The organism is Psychrobacillus sp. L4, from assembly GCF_042944905.1.
In the GTDB taxonomy this organism is placed as follows: Bacteria; Bacillota; Bacilli; order Bacillales_A; family Planococcaceae; genus Psychrobacillus.
Map to the genome: position 1 here is coordinate 3,133,560 of NZ_CP168496.1, position 20,373 is coordinate 3,153,932.

A 20,373-nucleotide genomic window follows, 5' to 3' on the forward strand; every position below is an offset into this window, starting at 1 on the left:
CTATTCCTCTAGTTGATCTAATAGTTTTTGTTCATCCCAGATTTCGATACCTAAGCTTCGAGCTTTTTCAAGCTTCGAGCCAGCATCCTCTCCGGCGATGACTAAATCTGTTTTTTTGCTTACACTACCCGCGACATTTCCACCTAGTGCTTCAATTCTTTCCTTTGCTTCTTGGCGTGTTAGTTGAACGAGCTTTCCTGTAAGCACAACCGTTTTATGTGCAAATGGACTATTCTCCATGGTGGAAGCATCTACAATTTTACCCGTATATTGCAGGGTAAGTCCTGCTTCTTTTAATCTTCCAATTAGCTGTTGCACTTCTTCATGTTCAAAATATGCTACAAGCGAATCTGCCATTTTATCCCCAATTTCAAAAACTGCAGTAAGTTCTTCTCTTGTTGCTTGCATTAATGCATCGAAACTATGGAATGTTTCTGATAAAATTTTGGCAGCTTTTTCTCCAATATGACGTATACCAAGTCCAAATAATACACGTTCCATTGAATTTGCCTTAGATGTTTCTATTGCAGTTACCAGGTTTGTTGCCGATTTCAATCCCATTCGTTCTAGATTCACTAAGTCTTCTACTGTTATTTTGTAAAGATCTGATACATCTACAATAAGTTGCTCTCTGAATAACTGCTCCACAACTTTTTCCCCAAGACCTTCAATATTCATCGCATTTCTTGATGCGAAGTGGTAAATACCTTCTTGGATTTGCGCTGGACACTGAGGATTGACACAACGTAAGGCAACCTCTTCTTCGATCCTTACTAATTCGCTATCACATACAGGACAATTTGTGGGCATTTCATAAGGGATTTCCGAACCATCTCGTTCTTCTATAATAACTGCAACTACTTCCGGAATAATATCGCCGGCCTTGCGAATAATCACTCGGTCACCGATTCGAATATCCTTTGCACGGATTAAGTCTTCATTGTGCAATGTTGCACGTTGAACTGTAGATCCTGCCACTTGCGCTGGTTCCAATATCGCTGTAGGTGTGACAACCCCAGTTCGTCCAACCGTTAAATCGATATCAATAATAGTAGTGACAACTTCTTCCGCAGGGAATTTAAAAGCAATAGCAAAACGGGGACTTTTTGCTGTGAACCCCAACTCCTCTTGCTGTGCATAATCATCCACTTTGATAACGATGCCATCTATTTCATATGGAATATTACTTCGCTTAGCTGTCCATTCTTGAATAAATTCAAGTACCTCTTCTATCGAAGAACACTTTCTCGTCTCTTTATTGGTCGGTAATCCTTGTTCTTTCATAAATTGAAGAGCAGCGGAATGCTGATCAATGTTTTGTACTTCCCCGTCGCTACCCATTCCATATGCAAAGAAGGAAAGCTTTCGACTTGCTGCCATTTTAGGATCTAATTGACGAAGTGATCCTGCAGCAGCGTTACGTGGATTAGCTAATAATTCTTCTCCCCGTTCAGCTCTTTCTTCGTTTAGATTGCGAAACGAAGATTTGGGCATATAAGCTTCTCCTCTTGCTTCGATTGTTACTTTGTCTTTTAAACGAAGAGGTATGGATCGTATTGTTTTTATATTACTTGTAATGTCTTCTCCTGTTGTCCCATCCCCACGCGTAGCACCTCGAGAAAGAATTCCATCTTCATACAGAAGTGAAATAGCTAATCCGTCGATCTTCAGTTCGCACACATAGGTCGGTGATTCATCCATCATACTACGAATTCGGTTGTCAAAATCACGTATATCCTCCTCATTAAATGCATTAGATAGGCTCAACATCGGATTCCTATGCGTTACTTTTTGAAACCCATCTATTATAGTAGCGCCCACTCGTTGTGTGGGCGAATCTGGTAATATTAAATTTGGATTTTGTTCTTCTAATGCAATTAATTCGTTTAAATACTGATCATAAATAGCATCAGGAACAATCGGTTCATCCAATACATAATACGCATATCCATAGTCATACAAAAGCTTATGTAGCTCTTGTACTCGTTGTTCTAATTTTTCCATCGGTTTTCCTCCACCAAGTGAATTATCCTTTTTCTATCGGTGCAAATTTTGCAAGCAATCGTTTAACACCTGTTGGACTTGGAAACGCAATATCGAGCTCCGTATTTTCACCTTCACCTCGAACGCTTACTACCATACCCACGCCCCATTTTTTATGCACCGCTTTATCTCCCACTTGCCAGCCTATTTTCTCTCCACCTGACTCATTATAAGCAGGACGAGTAACTACTGCCTTTCTTGCTTGTGGAATTGCTTTCGCAGAAGATGCCGCGCCTTTCTTATTCTCATTCATTCCGCCTACCACTTCGATAATTTCCTCGGAAATTTCCCTGATAAAACGAGAAGGACTATTGAAACTACCTCGTCCAAAAATAGTACGAGACTGAGCACATGTGATAAACAATCTTTCCTCTGCTCGAGTGATTCCTACATAGGCAAGTCGACGTTCTTCTTCCATCTCATCGTCATCCCCAATGGAGCGGGAATGAGGAAAAATATTTTCTTCCATTCCTATGATGAAAACAACTGGGAATTCAAGTCCTTTTGCAGCATGCATCGTCATTAAGATAACATTCCCTTGAGACGTATCTTCCTCTTCATCTAGTTTATCAATATCGGAAATAAGCGCTAAATCCGTTAAAAAGGCAACAAGGGATTTATCATCACTTTTTTCTTCAAATGCTTTCGTTACGGATAAAAACTCTTCAATATTTTCTAGTCTACTTTCAGCTTCGATTGTTTTTTCATTTTTCAGCATTGTACGATAACCCGTTTCATCTAATATTTGCTCCACTATTTCTGTCACAGATAAAAACTCTTGCATTTGCGTAAAGTTTTGAATAAGTCCTTGAAATTGAACAACTGAATTAACTGCTCGTGCAGGTAATCCCATGAAATCTACTTCATTCAAAGTATCAAGAATAGAACGATCTTGCTCTAGTGCATACATCGCGATGCGTTCAAAAGAAGTTGCTCCAATATTACGCTTTGGTTCATTAATAATTCGTGCAAGCGATAAGTCATCATCGTTATTGGCAATTAAACGGAGATACGCGAGTAAGTCTTTAATTTCTTTTCGATCATAGAACTTAGTACCTCCGACAATCGTATAGGCCATATTCGATTTGACGAGTACTTCCTCCATCACACGAGATTGTGCGTTCGTGCGATACAAAATAGCAAAGTCATCCAATGTACGGTTTTCTTGTTCTAGCAACTCTTGAATAGTTTGTACGACAAATTGTGACTCTTGTTGCTCATTAAATGCTCGGAACATTCGAATTTTCTCGCCTTCTTGATTGTCCGTTCGCAGTACTTTTGGATATCTACTTGTATTATTACCAATGACGTCATTTGCTGCTTGTAGGATTCTTTGTGAAGAGCGGTAATTTTGCTCTAGCATTATCACGGTTGCGTTCGGATAATCTTTTTCAAATGATAATATATTTTGAATGTCCGCTCCACGCCATCGATAAATGGATTGATCGGAATCACCCACTACACAAATATTTTTGAATTTTTGGGCAAGCATTTGTACTAATTCATATTGTGCTTTATTGGTATCTTGATACTCATCCACATGAATATATTGGAATTTGTTTTGATAAAACTCTAATACTTCCGGAACTCGTTTAAAAAGGGTTAAAGTTGTCATGATTAAATCGTCAAAATCAAGGGATTGGTTCTTTCTTAAACGCTTCTCATACCCTGTATATACTTCTGCAACTGTTTTTTCAAATGGATTCATTTCGTTCATTTGTGCTTTAAATGTAGCTGCATCTATACAAATATTTTTAGCACTACTAATCGCATTTAACATCGATCGTGGATCATATTTTTTCGAATCAATATTTTGTTCCTTTAAAATACCTTTAATAACCGATAACTGATCTGTCGTATCTAAAATGGAGAAGCTTTTTGAATAACCTATTCGGTCGATATCTCTTCTTAAAATACGAACGCACATCGAGTGAAACGTGGATACCCACATACTCTCCCCTGTTCCAGCACCTAAAATGCTATTGATTCGTTCACGCATTTCACGTGCGGCTTTATTCGTAAAGGTAATAGCAAGTATTTTGGAAGGGTATACTTCTTTTTCTACTATTAAGTAAGCAATTCGATGCGTTAATACACGGGTTTTCCCTGAACCTGCTCCAGCCATAATGAGTAGAGGGCCTTCCGTTTTTTTAACTGCTTTTGCTTGTTCCTTATTCATCCCGTTTAATAAGTTTTTTGCTATGAGCTCCATATTACACTTCCTTTAAAGAACATTTGTTCTAATTATTATACCGCTCCATGTCATATTACACAAATATTACTTAATAGCATGTACTGTTTTCAGTGCTTCTTCTAAATTTTCATATACTCGATTTCCGACAATAATGGCGTCCGCATGCGCTGCCATTTCTCTTGCCTGTGCTTCATTCTGGATGCCACCACCATAAAAAAGTTTCGTGTGTACTAATCTAGATTTTACTTTTTTAACCACTTCGACATCACCATACATCCCGCTGTATTCCATATAGAAAATAGGAAATTTAAACATATGCTCAACCATTTGTGCGTATGCAATAATATCGTCATTTGTTTTTGGGTGTTTGGCATTCGTAATTTTAGCCGCTTTGCAATCGGGATTTAAAATACAATATCCCTCCGGAATAATTTCCTCCCAGTTCATCACTTCTCCAAATTCCTTTGTTGCTTCGTGATGTAAATCCTTTACCCATTTTGTTTCCACGCTGTTTAAAACACTTGGTATAAAATAATAATCAAAACCAGGCGTAATCGACTCAATCGTCGACACTTCAAGTGCTACGGGAACAGCATAACGTCTAATACGCATTAATAAATCAATGACATTATCAAGCGTTACTCCATCGGAGCCACCAATCATGATAGCATCTGTTCCAGATTCGCAAACCTTTTCTAAAGCATCATCACTAATTGCTTTAGCTGGATCCAATTTAAATATATGTCGCCATTCTTTATACTCCATTTTTTTCACCTACAAATCGTTAGTTAGCATTCCTCATTATAACAAAAAAACTGAACAGAGGCTTCTGTTCAGTTAAGTCTATCTATTGAAACTGGTAATGGTTACTGTTTCAAATTACCCTCTAGGGTTTTGAAAAGGCTGTTCATCTGGATATAGACGACCAAGCATTTCATCATACGTGTCATTTCCATAATCGAAACAACGTCTAACACGTGAAATTGTTGCCGTACTCGCACCGGTTTCTTTTTTGATCGTTTCATATGTTTTTTTCAATCTCAATAAATGAGCAACCTCGAAGCGTTGTGCTAGTGATTGAATTTCGCTTATTGTACATAAGTCGTCGAAAAATCGATAACATTCTTCCATATTCTTTAATTCTAAAACCGCTTTAAATAATTGGTCTGTTTGATGTCCTTTTATTTTCTCAACTTGCATAAGTTTTTCATTCCCCTCTGATTTAAACTTCTATTATGGTAAAAAGTTCACCATTTTTTCAATTCCCGGATGTGTTGGAACAATACTGATCCATGACTTTCCTTTAACAAGTTTTGCCGGAACCCCATTTTCCATTGGAATAAGAAGACCATCAATATTTCCCCACTCGATTTCTTTCATTATCCCAGCTTGGAAAAGGTAAGCTTTTCCTCCGGCAGTTAATGTAAGTTCTTGTCTACCGGCATTATCAATCGTTTTATGTGGGATTTCCATAAAGATAACGTTGGAAAGTTTGACAAGCTCATCCGACTCCTTATCCTTCGTCAAGACTCCTGCTGTTGTTCTTTCATACAGCCCTTCATCTGGTAAATACGTATATTGATTTTCAAAGCTTGTCCCTGATCCATAACGAATACTTACACTAGATGCGGGATTCCCAATTTTCACATCTTCTACAGAATCATAAAAAGAAAATGGTGGAATTTTATTTATTTCCATTGAAGCCCCTACTTTTTCCGCACCTACAAAAATATTTTCTTTTGAAATGTAGGAGTTATGCGGAGCCTTACGTTCCTTTGACCTTTTAAATAGGATACCATCATACTGCATCCCATTAATATTATCCACAACTCTCGCATCTAACATTTTTTTTGCATCCGGACTATATCCATGTGCAATGTAAAATGCATTTAAACCCTTGGCAATCGTAACAAAATAGTCACGTGCACTTCTCACTGGCCCAATCGTTTCTGGAATTTCACTTTGATAGAGTGCAAGAAATCTCGTCACATTTCCTTCTGCCAACATTTCATACACTATATCCGCCTGAGCAATCCCTGATTGTGGTCGCGCCAACGGATGGTTATTCATTGTAACAAGGATTGGCCTTTGTTGCATTACAACTTCTGAGCCAATCCCCGTGAAGGGAGCAAAATAAGGAAGTACTGCCACTTCCTTTACTACTTCCTCTACTTTTTCTGGTTCAACTTGTTCTTTAACTTCTTCTTGTACTTCTTCTTTTTTTGTACAGGCAACTAATGCTAAAATGCACAGTGCAAATATAAAACCCCTTTTTTTGAACATAAGATTCCCCCTACCTCATGAGTGCTGGAAATAGTACTTGTTTTTTCATCACATCAAAAATTCCTCTTTGCGTAATTCGAACATAAGGCAAATGCGTCGATTGCAAGAATAATAGAGTATAAATAGCATCCCCATGCTTAAATCCTCTAGCAGCCAACTCTTTCTTTAATAGCAACTCTTCTTCTATCAAGTCTTCCATCGGCTTGTCGGAGAGTCCTCCACCTATTGGAAGATGGATAGAACAAATGACTTGATTGTCCTCTACTAAGACGATTCCACCATTCATCTTCTTCATCTCATCAAAAGCTTTTAACATACTTTTTTTATTTTTACCAATTAATAATATATCACCAGTATTAGAATAGGAAGATGCAAATCCTTTGACCGATGTTGCAAATCCTTTGATAAGTGTTGTTACTTTCCACTTACCGTTTCGGTCAATTAACATAAGGAAGCTTTCGTCATGATTCGATGAAAGTTCATTTTCCGTTGTATCGACCGAAATAGAATATGGTTTCGTAATTACATCATTTACCATTTCAATTCCAAATGGCATGGAGAATTGAAAATCATCATCCGTTAAATGAAAATCTAAATTTAAGGACTGCATATCTGACCAATCGACAGGTGCTAGAGCCTGCACTTTTTCACCGTCACGTTTTAACCATTCCCCTTTAGATAAAACACTTATTGGTACTGGATTAAACTCATCTTCTAAAAAGTTTAACGTTGCAAATCTCCCAGTAGCAATAACCCCATGTAAGTTAGATAGATTATAGTATTTCGCAACATTGAACGATGCCATTAAATAAGCATCGATTGGGTTTACTCCAGCATCTAAAGCAACTTGGATACATTTGTCCATTACGCCATCTAGGTGAAACGAAGGGGTAGCTCCGTCCGTTGTCATCATTAAGTGATCAAAAATATGAAGATCCTTTTCTAAAATACCTTTTAGTAGAATTGGTAAATCAGGACGAATGGAAGAATGTCGAAGCGTCACTGCATATCCGTGAAGAATGCGTCTTTCTACTTCTTCAATTGTCATAGATTCATGATCACCATCTGCTCCAAGTAGACGCATTCGTGCAAGCGTTCGCTCCGATGCACCTGGGAAATGCCCTTCTATTTTCATTCCATTCATTTTTGCTTGCTGCATCCAATACAGCATCTGATCATCACCAGAAAGTAGTCTTGGCCATCCTGTTAACTCCCCACCCATAATAACATCGGGTCTTTCGATCCATTCCCCTATCGATTTAGAGGTAAATAACTCCTCTTCATTTTCTAACTCTGTTTGTGAATCAAAGCGTGCCCACCAATAAAAGGAAAAAGGTAGTTTATTTAATTGGTCCATTATTGAAAACGCTTTCTTATTTTCAAGTGCTAAAAAAAATACTAGATTGTCTGCAATGAAGGTAGTCGTTCCACGTTGTGCAGCATAATCAGCAAAAGATTGTGGGTGATAAAGTTGAAATGGATGTACATGAGGTTCCATATAACCAGGAACTATCTTTTGTCCGCTTGCATCATACACTTCCGTTTTTTCAGAAACAAGTGGCATTTCTATTCCCGTGTATACAATACGATCCGCTACAATCCAAACATTACCGGTAATCCACTTTTTTAAATGACTATGTAAGTATGTTGCATTTTTTATAAGAATATCTGGTGCCTTTGTTCCACTTACTACTTCTAGTTGATGCCTAATTTCTTCTATTTTCCAAATTGGATATTGCATACCATCCATTCTCCTTCCTTTTAGGTTGCTCGTAAAAATAAATATAGCATATCACTTTAGTAAAACAAAGTGTTCTTTGTTAATTTATAGAAATTTCAGTTGTAAATTAATAGATTTACAGTAATTTTTCCATGACTGTTGATTATCATATTTTTTCCATCTAATACGTATTGGTTAATGTACGATTAGTTTCCCGTCTTATTGTAGAAATAATGCGTTATAGTGACCGCCGGGATTTTCGCTGCATGGCGGACGCTTTCCGCAGGGTGTGCGATGAGCCTTCACAGTCGCTACGCGCCGTTGTGAAGGCTCATTTTGCTCACTTGATCCTGCTGGAGTCGCCGCCCTGCAGCGAAAATCCATCCTATTTGCTAACTATTCAGCATCACTACTATATTTCGTTCAATATTATGAAGGGTTTTCTAAAATAAAATCCAATAAATGGCTGAACGAGACCATTTCTCTTAATAATAAAGCCTTAACTTAGAGTGAGATGCCACTTATAAAGTGTGCGCTATCATTATATTGCGCATATGCCTTGTAAGATTGCGTAAAACGTATTCTATGTTGTGGATAACGAGTAAAATATTGCACATTATTGATTGCAGCGGCAGGCGGCGACTCCGAAGGGATCAGGGAGACAGATGAGACAGCACAAACGGCGCGCATGCGACGGTGCTGGCTCATCGCTTCCCCCTCGGAAAGCGTCCGACTAGAGCGGAAATCTCTGCGGTCACTACGACGCACTTTTTCTAAAAAGCGAACTCAAACGTAAAATTGTAAACTATCGTCTTGTTTCATTCAATAGAAGAAGATGGATATTCAACAACTTGTAATTTTTCTTTCGTTTATTTGGATTGGGCAAATGTCATTCTTGTGATCTAACATAGGAATGAGAAGCTAAACCTAAAGTTAGGTCCTGCTTCTCATTTTATCATTTATTCTAAAGCGAACTTAGATTATGAAAAAGTTCGCCAGCCAATATCTGAACGGAAGAATAGACCATCCCATTGTAATTTAGACAATCCGTCATATACTTTTTGCTGGGCCTCTTTTAATGTAGATTCACTTGCAGCTACTAAAATTATACGACCACCGTTTGCTATAAATCCATCTACTCCAGCTCTAGTTCCCGCGTGAAAGAGGTGAAGACCCGCTTCTTCTAGAGTAGAAAGATCCGGTAACTCCGCCCCTTTTTGTACATCATTTGGATAACCAGCAGATGCAATGACAACACCTAACATTTCTTCATCGGACCATTCTAACTCAAATGGTTTTTCATCCATTAAGGCTGTCATAAACTTGCCGAAATCACTTTTCATACGAGGCAGAACTACTTGTGTTTCCGGATCTCCAAATCGAGCATTAAACTCGATTACTTTTGGTCCTTCATTCGTAATTATAAGACCAGCATATAAAATACCTGTGAACGGTGTACCTTCTTGCTCCATTGCTTTCACAGTTGGCACTACTACCGTATTATAAGCTAATTCCACTACTTCGCTAGCAATCTGGGGAACTGGCGAATAGGCACCCATTCCACCGGTATTTGGCCCTTTATCTCCGTCATATGCACGTTTATGATCTTGTGAAATGACCATTGGATAAATTTGTCCATTATGTACAAATGACATATATGAAATTTCTTCTCCAACTAAAAATTCCTCAATGACAACACTTGATGAAGAATCACCAAATAATTGATTGCCAATCATGTCTTCTACAGCAATGTTCGCTTCTTCCACCGTCATGGCAACTACTACACCTTTTCCTGCAGCAAGACCGTCCGCTTTCACAACAATTGGAGCACCGATTTTTTCAATATAAGCTTTCGCCTTGTCCACATCTGTAAAAGTTTCATAAGCGGCAGTTGGAATGCCGTGCTTTATCATCAGCTCTTTAGCAAATGTTTTACTTCCTTCCAATTGTGCTGCTGCTTTAGAAGGTCCGAAGATTCGAAGACCTTGCTTACTGAAGTGATCCACGATTCCAGCCACAAGTGGTTGCTCTGGCCCGACAAACGTCACATCAATAGCATTATCTATTGCAAACTGTGCAAGCTCATCAAATGCCATGACATCTATTGGGACGATTTGTGCATCATTTGCCATACCAACATTTCCTGGTGCTACAAATACTTTACTTACAGAAGGAGAATTACTGAACTGCTTTGCAATAGCATGCTCGCGGCCACCACTACCAATCACGAGAATATTCATATGAGATATACCTCCCTTAATGTTTGAAATGACGAACGCCAGTAAATACCATCGCAATTCCATATTCATTTGCTTTGTCTATGGAATCTTGATCTTTGACAGAGCCACCTGTTTGAATTATCGCCGTAATACCAGCTTTAGCAGCTATTTCTACTGTATCGTTCATTGGGAAAAATGCATCCGATGCTAGTCCTGCTCCTTTTGCACGTTCTCCAGCTTGTTCTAGTGCAATTTTTGCAGATCCTACTCGGTTCATTTGACCAGCACCAACACCAATTGTCATGTCTTCTGTAGCAACAACAATTGCGTTCGATTTCACATGTTTTACTACACTCCAACCAAGCTCTAATGCTTTCCATTCATCTGCAGTAGGCTCGCGGTCTGTAACGACTTTCACATCTGCATCTTTTAATCCATATGAATCAGGAGATTGAACTAATAACCCACCTTCAACAGATACTGCGTTCCATGCATCTTTTTTCGTTTGTTCATAAGATATTGTTAGAAGACGAATATTTTTCTTCGCTGTTAACATAGCAATTGCTTCCTCTGAGAATGAAGGAGCGATGATAATTTCTAAGAAAATACCTGCTAACACTTTTGCAGTTGCTGCGTCTACTTCACGATTTAATGCAACAATTCCACCGAAGATAGAAGTTGAATCGGCTTCATATGCTTTATTGAAAGCTGCTGAAATTGTTTCTCCTGTTCCAACACCACAAGGATTCATATGTTTTACTGCTACTGCAGCAGGTATTTCAAATTCCTTTACAATTTGAAGTGCGGCATTTGCATCTTGAATATTGTTGTAAGAAAGTTCTTTCCCGTGCAATTGCGTTGCAGAAGCAACCGAGAAATCAGATCCAAGAGGGCGTTTGTAAAATGCTGCTTGTTGATGAGGATTTTCACCGTAGCGTAATGTTTGTTTACGTTCATAAGTAAGGGTCAAAAGCTCCGGGAAATCTTCGCCAGTTAAATCAGTCATGTAGCTAGCAATCAATGCATCATACGCAGCTGTGTGGCGGAAAACTTTTGCAGCTAGCTTACTACGTGTCTCAATTGTTGTTTCACCAGCTTTTTTTAATTGCTCCAATACTTCTGTATAATCTGAGGCATCTGTTACCACTGTTACATATTGATGATTTTTAGCAGCGGAACGAAGCATTGATGGACCACCAATATCGATATTTTCAATTGCATCTTCAAACGCAACATCTGGTTTTGAAATCGTTTCGAGGAAAGGATATAAATTCACACATACAACTTGAATTGGTGTGATATTATGTTCTTCTAATTGTGCTTGGTGAGAAGGGTCATCATGTTTTGCTAACAATCCACCGTGAATCATCGGATTTAATGTTTTTACGCGGCCATCCAAAATTTCAGGGAAGTTAGTTACTGCGTCTACGGATGTAATTGATACACCATTTTGTTCTAAAAATGATTTTGTCCCACCAGTTGATAAAATTTCATATCCAAGCTGTTCTAGCTCTTTTGCAAATTCAAGAATCCCTGATTTATCTGACACACTTATTAATGCACGTTTTGACACAATATTTCCTCCTTTTATTTGCAAAAGCCGGTAATATTACCGGCTCCATAAGTCTTGTAAGGTCTTTGTATATAATGCATGCTCTACTGCATGAATTCGCTCTTCTGTTTTCTCTCTATCTCCGTTCACTACTTCCACTGCCTGTTGGGCCAAAATGGGACCTGTATCCATGCCAGCATCTACAAAGTGAACAGATACACCAGTAATCTTCACCCCATATGCCATCGCTTGTCCGATTGCATCTTTTCCTGGAAACGCCGGAAGCAAGGATGGATGGATATTAATAATTCTATTTGGATATGCATCGAGTAATACACTCCCAATTAAACGCATATATCCAGCAAGAACAATCCATTCGACATCAAGCTCCGAAAGCTTTTGTAAAATAACTTGTTCGTATGCTTCCTTTGATGGAAATTCGGATGGTTTAATTGCTAAAGTTTCAATTTCTGCAAGTCGAGCACGTTCTACTACATAGGCATCAGGTTTGTCGGTCACAACTAACACCGCTTGTCCAGCCAAAGTACCATCACTTACAGCATCGTGAATAGCTTGGAAGTTACTTCCACTTCCTGATGCAAAGACTGCAAATTTTGGTGTTCGAGCCATTACACTAAACTCCCATCATGCGTTCCGTTGAATAAAACACCTTCACCTTTCACAACACGACCGATTATATACGCTTTTTCCCCATGGGCTTCTGCAATTGCAATTGTTTTTTCTGCTTCCTCGGTTGAAAGTGCTAAAACAAATCCAATACCCATATTGAAAACATTATATAAATCACGATCGGACAACTCGCCTTTTTCTTTCAAGAAATGGAAAACAGGAAGTACTTCCCATGAACCTAAATCGATTTCTACAGCTAACCCTTCAGGCATCATGCGCGGTAGATTTTCATAAAATCCGCCACCCGTTATATGGGCCATTCCGTGAATTTCAAGCTCCTGATGCATCTCCATTACAGGCTTCGCGTAAATTTTAGTTGGTGTTAAAAGTGCTTTCCCTATTTCGCCAAGTTCTTCATACCCCTCCACTACTGCTTCAGTAGAGTATCGTTTATCTTCAAATACAATTTTACGCACGAGAGAATATCCATTCGAATGAACACCACTAGAAGCAATACCAACTAGCACATCTCCATCAGCAATTTTCTCTCCAGTTACGATTTTAGACTTTTCACAAGCACCAACGGCAAATCCAGCTAAGTCATACTCGTCTTCCTCATATAAACCTGGCATTTCAGCTGTTTCGCCACCGATTAAAGCTGCTCCAGACTGAACACATCCATCAGCGACACCTTTTACGATTTGTTCAATACGTTCAGGAACTGCTTTTCCTACCGCTACATAATCCAGGAAAAATAATGGTTCAGCTCCTTGAGCCACGATATCGTTAACACACATTGCCACACAATCCACACCGATTGTATCGTGCGAATCCGTCATAAATGCTAGTTTTAACTTGGTGCCAACACCGTCTGTCCCAGAAATTAAGACAGGTTCTTTATAATTCAATGAAGATAAATCAAACATCCCACCGAAACCACCGAAAGTCCCCATGATTCCTTTTCTAGCTGTCCGTTCGACATGTGACTTCATTCTTTTCACTGCTTCATAGCCAGCTTCAATATTTACGCCTGCTTTTTCATATGCTTTTGACATGTAGAATCCCCCTATCGAACAAGCTCTTTTTCATGTGGTAATTTTGTACTTGGAGAAATTGGCGTAGGATATTCGCCTGTAAAACATGCTAAACAATGTCCGCAATTTTTCCCTTCATCCGTTCTGCCAATTGCTGATACCATGCCTTCTACAGATAAAAATGAAAGCGAGTCTGCACCTATTAACTCGCGCATCTCTTCCACACTATTGTTAGATGCGATCAATTCCTCATCAGAACTAATATCAATTCCATAAAAGCACGGGTTTTTTAGAGGAGGTGAACTTATAACAACATGTACTTCCTTAGCTCCCGCATCTTTTAACATTTTCACAATGCGTCGTGAAGTTGTTCCACGGACAATTGAATCATCCACCATCACAACACGTTTGCCATTTACCACTTGACGAACTGGCGATAGTTTCATTTTCACACCACGTTCTCGTAAATCTTGCGAAGGCTGGATAAACGTACGTCCAACATAGCGATTCTTAATAAGACCTAATTCATATGGAATACCTGTTGCTTCTGAAAATCCGATTGCTGCAGAAATACTAGAATCCGGTACTCCTGTAACAAGATCAGCTTCCACTTGAATTTCTTTTGCTAACTGTATACCAAGGCGTTTTCTTGCGCTATGAATATTAATACCGTCAATATCAGAATCCGGACGGGAGAAATACACATATTCCATCGTGCAAATCGCACGTTCTGCTGGTTCTGAGAAACGCTCAGATCGCAAGCCCTGATCATTAATAATAAGTAACTCTCCTGGCTCTACTGAACGAATAACTTCCGCTCCGATTAAATCGAACGCACTCGTTTCGGATGCTACAACCCACGCATCACCTAGTTTCCCTAAAGAAAGCGGTCGCATGCCGTGAGGATCTTGCGCTACCATCATTTCATCTTCAGTAAGAATTATAAATGCAAATGCGCCGTCTAATAATTTTAGTGCTTGTTTTGCACGTTCCTCTAAAGAAGTATGACGACTCTTTTTCAATAAATGCGCTAACACTTCTGTATCGGAAGTTGTCTGAAAAATACTTCCTTGCTGCTCCAAACTACGCTTTAATCGATTCGCATTTACAATATTTCCGTTATGCGCAATGGCAAGACTACCAGTAGTCGAGTTAAAAAGTAATGGTTGCACATTTTCAATTCCAGATCCGCCTGCAGTTGCATAACGAACATGTGCAATGGCAGCCTTTCCTTCTAACTTTTCAAGTTTCCCATTACTGAAAACATCGTTTACTAGTCCTTCACCTTTAACAGCACGTAAAAATTCTCCATCTGTTACAACAATACCAGCACCTTCTTGCCCTCTATGTTGAAGTGCATGTAATCCATAATAGCTAATTGGTGCTGGATCTGGATGTCCCCAAATCCCAAAAACGCCACATTCTTCGTTTAAGCCTCTGAGTTCAGCAAGCATGGGATTGCTCCTTTCCAAGCGGAACGGAATTCGTCAACAGAACCGTTAATCCATTCAGTTCCATCCTCGTTGGAAATAATCACTTTATTCGCATCTGTAACTGTACCAATGCGAACTGCATCTTGCATGAATTCTTCAAACTTCTCTACATGTTCAGGTTTAACTGTAATTAAGAAACGTGATTGAGATTCACTAAATAACGCTGTTGTTGGAGATCCAGATAGTGTGACTTCTACTCCGAGACCTTTAGCACCAAATGTTTTTTCCGCTAACGCTACTGCAAGTCCGCCTTCCGCAAGATCATGTGCAGATTGTACAACCCCTGCTCTGATTGCATTAAGAAGTGCTGTTTGACGTGCTACTTCTACTTGAAGGTCAATAGATGGTGCTTGACCGAAAATACGCTTCTCTACTAATTTCTGAAGTTCAGATCCACCAAATTCCGTTTTTGTCTCACCAATTACGTAAACAATATCTCCGCCTTGTTTAACAAATTGAGTCGTTACATGCGCCAAATCCTCTACTAGTCCAACAAGACCGATTGTTGGCGTTGGATAAACTGCTGTTCCACTACGTTCGTTGTACAATGAAACATTCCCACCAATAACAGGTGATTCTAGTGCAATACATGCTTCCGAAATACCGTCTGCAGATTTCTCTAACTGCCAGAATATTTCAGGGTTTTCTGGGTTCCCAAAATTTAAGCAGTCAGTAATTGCAAGTGGCTTAGCACCAGAACATACAACATTACGTGCAGCTTCCGCTACAGCAATTTTCCCACCTGTAAATGGATCCAAATAAATATATCTAGAGTTACAATCTGTCGTCATTGCTAATCCTTTATTCGTGCCACGAACGCGAACTACTGCAGCATCTGAACCAGGTGTAACTACTGTACTTGTACGAACTTGATAGTCATATTGATCATAAACCCATTCCTTTGAAGCGATCGTTGGTTGTTGCAATAGGCTTAATAAAGTTTCTTTATAATCCGAAACTGCTGGCTCTAAATTTTCCATGGATTGGAATTCAGTATAATAAGCAGGTACAGACGATGGCTTGTAATACACTGGAGCTTCTTCTGCAAGTGCATCCGCCGGAACTTCTGCCACAACTTCTCCGTTATGAAGTAAACGAAGCATTTTATCGTTTGTTACTTTACCAACAGCTACACAGTCTAAACCATACTTTTCAAAAATCTGCACGATTTCATCTTCGCGACCTTTTTTCACAACGATTAACATACGTTCTTGTGATTCAGAAAGCATCATTTCATATGCAGTCATGCCAGTTTCACGTTGGGGTACAAAATCTAAGTTCATTTCTACGCCGTAACCAGCTTTTGAAGCCATTTCTGCAGATGATGAAGTTAAACCTGCAGCACCCATATCTTGAATACCGATTAAAGCATCTGATTTGATTATCTCTAAACAAGCTTCAAGTAAAAGTTTCTCCATGAATGGATCTCCAACTTGAACTGCTGGACGCTTTTCTTCTGAAGCTTCAGTTAATTCTTCCGATGCGAATGTCGCACCATGTATACCGTCACGACCAGTTTTTGCCCCAGCATACATTACTGTGTTTCCCTCTCCGGCAGCAATTCCTTTTTGAATATCTTCATGATTGATCAATCCAACACACATTGCATTCACAAGGGGATTTCCTTCGTAGCAATCGTCAAATTGAATTTCTCCACCAACTGTCGGAATACCGATACAGTTCCCATATCCTGCAATCCCCGCTACTACTTCTTCAAATAAGTACTTCACACGAGGTGTTTTTAATTCGCCGAAACGAAGCGAATTTAGCAATGCAATTGGACGAGCTCCCATGGAGAACACATCACGAATAATTCCACCAACACCAGTTGCAGCACCTTGGTAAGGTTCGATTGCAGAAGGGTGATTATGTGATTCCATTTTGAACACAACCGCTTGACCATCGCCAATATCAACAATTCCAGCACCTTCTCCTGGTCCTTGTAGTACTTGAGGACCTTTCGTAGGGAACTTGCGTAATACTGGTTTAGAGTTTTTATACGAGCAATGTTCCGACCACATAACAGAGAATAATCCAGTCTCTGTATAGTTGGGTAGACGACCTAAAATCTTTTCTACCATGTCAAATTCTTCGTCTGACATCCCCATTTGAGCATATAATTTTTGTTCTTTAATTTGCGTTGGATTTGGTTCAAGCATGACTGACATGTGATTCCCTCCACTGTTTCACGATTGATTTGAATAGCGCTAGTCCATCTGATCCGCCCATAATGTCATTTGCAGCACGTTCTGGGTGAGGCATCATGCCAAGGACATTTCCTTTTTCATTGACAATACCTGCAATATCTTCCATACTTCCATTTGGATTTTCAGAAGCATACGTGAAAACGATTTGGTTATTTTCTTTTAAACTAGCAAGCGTTTCTTCGTCGCAATAATAGTTTCCTTCGCCATGCGCTATTGGAATTCGAATCACTTCGTCTTTTGCGTATTCAGAAGTAAATAGTGTTTCATTGTTAACAACTTTCAAATCTATCGTACGACACATGAATTTAAGGTTTTTGTTTCTTAGAAGTGCTCCCGGTAGAAGCCCAGCTTCTGTTAATACTTGGAAACCGTTGCAAACGCCTAGAATTGGCTTGCCAGCTTCGGCTGCTTTAATAACTTCAGACATAACGTTTGAAAAACGAGAAATCGCACCACAACGTAGGTAGTCTCCGTAAGCAAAGCCTCCAGGCAATAATACTCCGTCGTATCCACTTAAATCCGTTTGATCATGCCAAACATAGTCCACTTCTTCCCCTAGCTCATCTTTAATCGCATGGTACATATCTAAATCACAGTTCGATCCTGGAAAAACGATTACTGCGAACTTCATTTGGTAACAGCCTCCTCAACATCGTAACGATAGTCTTCGATCACTGTATTTGTTAGTAGCTTTTCACACATTTCTTTTACGAGTACGTCCAAATCCCGATCGCTTTCTTCGATTTGAAGCTCTAGAAATTTACCGATTCGTACATCTTTCACTTCGTTGTAATTCATGGAATGAAGAGCCCCCATAACTGCAGAACCTTGTGGATCTAAAACACTTTCACGTAACGTCACATATACTTTAACTTTTTTCATTTTGATAATCCTCCTAGGCGGGAAAGTATTATTTCATAAACTTCTGTTAAACTTCCTAAATTACGTCTGAATACATCTTTATCCAGTTTGTTGTTTGTTTCGTCATCCCATAGTCTGCAAGTATCTGGAGAAATCTCATCTGCAAGTAGTATTTCACCGTTTGCAGTTTTCCCAAATTCTAGTTTGAAGTCTACTAGAGTTACACCTATTTCCTTGAAAATTGGCTGTAACACTTGGTTGATATCCAGTGCTTTTCTATTAAGTGTCTCTATTTCTTCAGGTTTCGCAAGTTCAAGTAATTCAATATGTGCGTCTGTCAGTAATGGATCTCCAAGTGCATCATCTTTGTAATAAAATTCAACGATTGGATGTTTTAGAAGAATTCCTTCGTCCATTCCTAATCTTTTAGCAAGACTTCCTGCTGCTACATTTCGAACAACAACTTCTAGTGGGATAATCTCCACTTTTCTTACAAGTTGTTCATTCTCTGAAATTTGCTCTACAAAGTGAGATTCAATTCCATTTTTTTTCAATTGTTGAAATAGAATCGTTGTAATTTTATTGTTTAAATTGCCTTTTCCATCTATTTCTTCTTTTTTCTCTCCGTTGAAAGCTGTAGCACTATCCTTATAAGAAACAAAAAGGATATTTTCATCTTCTGTTGCGAATAATTGTTTTGCTTTACCTTCGTATAATAGACGACCTTTTTTCACTGGTAACCCCTCCAAAAAGTGAAGCTTCAATCAGTTGGATATTTCCCCAACTGATTGTTAGCTGAATGAATTTCCCGAATCCACTAATGTGCCATTAATTTAGCCCTAAACGTTCAAAAATCATATCTACATGCTGAATGTGATAATTGTAGTCAAAGCAATCATCTAAATTTTCTTTTGTTAATAAAGAAGTGATTTTTTCATCGGCATCCACAAATGTACGAAAAGCAGTTTGAGATTCCCATGCTTGCATCGCTAGTGGTTGTACCGTGTCATATGCTGTTTCACGAGCTAGACCTTTGTCAATAAGTGCAAGAAGGACTCGTTGGGAATAAATTAATCCTAAAGTAGAATCCATATTACGTTTCATGTTTTCAGGGAACACTGTTAAGTTTTTCACAATATTACTGAAACGATTTAACATATAATTAAGTGCAATGGTTGCATCTGGTAAAATAACTCGTTCTGCTGAGGAATGAGAGATATCTCTTTCATGCCATAAAGCAACGTTTTCATATGCAGTCATCATGTAACCACGAATTAATCTTGAAAGTCCTACCATATTTTCTGAACCAATTGGATTTCGTTTATGTGGCATTGCAGAAGATCCTTTTTGCCCTTTAGAGAAAAATTCTTCTACCTCACGAGTTTCTGATTTTTGTAACCCGCGAACTTCAGTTGCAAATTTTTCAATAGAAGTTGCAATTAATGCGATCGTGCTCATATATTGTGCGTGTCGGTCACGTTGCAATGTTTGAGTGGAGATTGGAGATGCCGCTAATCCTAATTTTTCACAAACATATTGTTCTACGAATGGGTCTATATTCGCATATGTTCCTACAGCGCCTGACATCTTTCCTGTTTCAATCGTTTTAGCAGCTGCTTCAAATCGTTCTAAATTACGTCTCATTTCTTCTGTCCAAAGCGCAAGTTTAAGTCCAAAAGTTGTTGGCTCTGCATGTACTCCATGCGTACGCCCCATCATTACTGTGTATTTATGTTCTTTCGCTTTATTTTCAAGAATTTCGATAAAGTTAAGGATATCCTTACGTAAAATAACATTCGCTTGTTTTATTAAATACGAAAGAGCTGTATCTACTACGTCTGTTGAAGTTAGACCATAATGTACCCATTTTCGCTCCTCTCCAAGTGTTTCAGAAACCGCGCGAGTGAATGCTACTACATCATGTCTCGTTTCTTTTTCAATTTCTAAAATACGGTCCACATTGAACGATGCGTTTTTACGAATTGTTACAACGTCCTCTTTTGGAATATCCCCAATTTCAGCCCATGCTTCACATGCTAATATTTCTACTTCCAACCATGCATTGTATTTGTTTTCTTCTGTCCAAATTGCTCCCATTTCAGGGCGTGTATAACGTTCTATCATTAATATTGCTCCT

16 protein-coding genes are annotated in these 20,373 nt (G+C 38.9%); all 16 read right to left on the bottom strand.

What is annotated here, in order from left to right:
• Nucleotides 1-2,004 carry an NAD-dependent DNA ligase LigA gene (ligA, locus tag ACEPXG_RS15250; protein ID WP_391204174.1) on the bottom strand — a complete coding sequence of 668 codons (2,004 nt, stop codon included), beginning with the start codon at nucleotides 2,002-2,004 and terminating at the stop codon, nucleotides 1-3.
• 22 nt (nucleotides 2,005-2,026) lie between these two features.
• Nucleotides 2,027-4,255 carry a DNA helicase PcrA gene (gene pcrA, locus ACEPXG_RS15255; RefSeq protein WP_391204176.1) on the bottom strand — a complete coding sequence of 743 codons (2,229 nt, stop codon included), beginning with the start codon at nucleotides 4,253-4,255 and terminating at the stop codon, nucleotides 2,027-2,029.
• 66 nt (nucleotides 4,256-4,321) lie between these two features.
• Nucleotides 4,322-5,002, bottom strand: a complete 681-nt coding sequence (locus ACEPXG_RS15260; RefSeq protein ID WP_391204179.1) for a heptaprenylglyceryl phosphate synthase — start codon at nucleotides 5,000-5,002, stop codon at nucleotides 4,322-4,324.
• A gap of 114 nt (nucleotides 5,003-5,116) precedes the next feature.
• A complete protein-coding gene (locus ACEPXG_RS15265) occupies nucleotides 5,117-5,437 on the bottom strand; it encodes a YerC/YecD family TrpR-related protein (protein WP_151701173.1) in 321 nt (106 codons plus the stop codon).
• A 33-nt stretch (nucleotides 5,438-5,470) separates the two neighbouring features.
• Entirely contained in the window at nucleotides 5,471-6,520 is a 1,050-nt protein-coding gene (locus tag ACEPXG_RS15270) for a DUF3048 domain-containing protein (RefSeq protein WP_391204183.1), read from the bottom strand.
• A gap of 10 nt (nucleotides 6,521-6,530) precedes the next feature.
• Nucleotides 6,531-8,261: an adenine deaminase C-terminal domain-containing protein gene (locus tag ACEPXG_RS15275; RefSeq protein WP_391204185.1), complete on the bottom strand. Its 1,731-nt coding sequence runs from the start codon at nucleotides 8,259-8,261 to the stop codon at nucleotides 6,531-6,533.
• Nucleotides 8,262-9,220: 959 nt separating this feature from the next.
• Nucleotides 9,221-10,480, bottom strand: a complete 1,260-nt coding sequence (gene purD / locus ACEPXG_RS15280) for a phosphoribosylamine--glycine ligase (protein WP_391204188.1) — start codon at nucleotides 10,478-10,480, stop codon at nucleotides 9,221-9,223.
• Nucleotides 10,481-10,496: 16 nt separating this feature from the next.
• Nucleotides 10,497-12,032, bottom strand: coding sequence for a bifunctional phosphoribosylaminoimidazolecarboxamide formyltransferase/IMP cyclohydrolase (gene purH / locus ACEPXG_RS15285; protein WP_391204191.1), 1,536 nt, complete (start codon nucleotides 12,030-12,032; stop codon nucleotides 10,497-10,499).
• 36 nt (nucleotides 12,033-12,068) lie between these two features.
• On the bottom strand, nucleotides 12,069-12,641 hold the full coding sequence (gene purN / locus ACEPXG_RS15290; protein WP_391204194.1) for a phosphoribosylglycinamide formyltransferase: 573 nt from the start codon (nucleotides 12,639-12,641) through the stop codon (nucleotides 12,069-12,071).
• On the bottom strand, nucleotides 12,641-13,696 hold the full coding sequence (gene purM / locus ACEPXG_RS15295) for a phosphoribosylformylglycinamidine cyclo-ligase (RefSeq protein WP_391204197.1): 1,056 nt from the start codon (nucleotides 13,694-13,696) through the stop codon (nucleotides 12,641-12,643). Before purM ends, purN begins: the two co-directional genes overlap by 1 nt.
• 11 nt (nucleotides 13,697-13,707) lie before the next feature.
• The gene (gene purF, locus ACEPXG_RS15300) at nucleotides 13,708-15,129 is read right to left on the bottom strand and encodes an amidophosphoribosyltransferase (protein ID WP_391204200.1); all 1,422 of its coding nucleotides are present in this window, start codon (nucleotides 15,127-15,129) and stop codon (nucleotides 13,708-13,710) included.
• The gene (gene purL, locus ACEPXG_RS15305; RefSeq protein WP_391204203.1) at nucleotides 15,105-17,336 is read right to left on the bottom strand and encodes a phosphoribosylformylglycinamidine synthase subunit PurL; all 2,232 of its coding nucleotides are present in this window, start codon (nucleotides 17,334-17,336) and stop codon (nucleotides 15,105-15,107) included. The genes purF and purL overlap by 25 nt, the downstream gene beginning before the upstream one ends.
• On the bottom strand, nucleotides 17,320-18,006 hold the full coding sequence (gene purQ, locus ACEPXG_RS15310) for a phosphoribosylformylglycinamidine synthase subunit PurQ (protein ID WP_391204206.1): 687 nt from the start codon (nucleotides 18,004-18,006) through the stop codon (nucleotides 17,320-17,322). Before purQ ends, purL begins: the two co-directional genes overlap by 17 nt.
• Entirely contained in the window at nucleotides 18,003-18,257 is a 255-nt protein-coding gene (gene purS, locus ACEPXG_RS15315) for a phosphoribosylformylglycinamidine synthase subunit PurS (RefSeq protein WP_151701183.1), read from the bottom strand. The genes purQ and purS overlap by 4 nt, the downstream gene beginning before the upstream one ends.
• Nucleotides 18,254-18,970, bottom strand: a complete 717-nt coding sequence (purC, locus tag ACEPXG_RS15320) for a phosphoribosylaminoimidazolesuccinocarboxamide synthase (protein WP_391204209.1) — start codon at nucleotides 18,968-18,970, stop codon at nucleotides 18,254-18,256. The genes purS and purC overlap by 4 nt, the downstream gene beginning before the upstream one ends.
• A 94-nt stretch (nucleotides 18,971-19,064) precedes the next feature.
• Nucleotides 19,065-20,360, bottom strand: a complete 1,296-nt coding sequence (gene purB, locus ACEPXG_RS15325; RefSeq protein WP_391204212.1) for an adenylosuccinate lyase — start codon at nucleotides 20,358-20,360, stop codon at nucleotides 19,065-19,067.
• Nucleotides 20,361-20,373 lie beyond the last annotated feature (13 nt).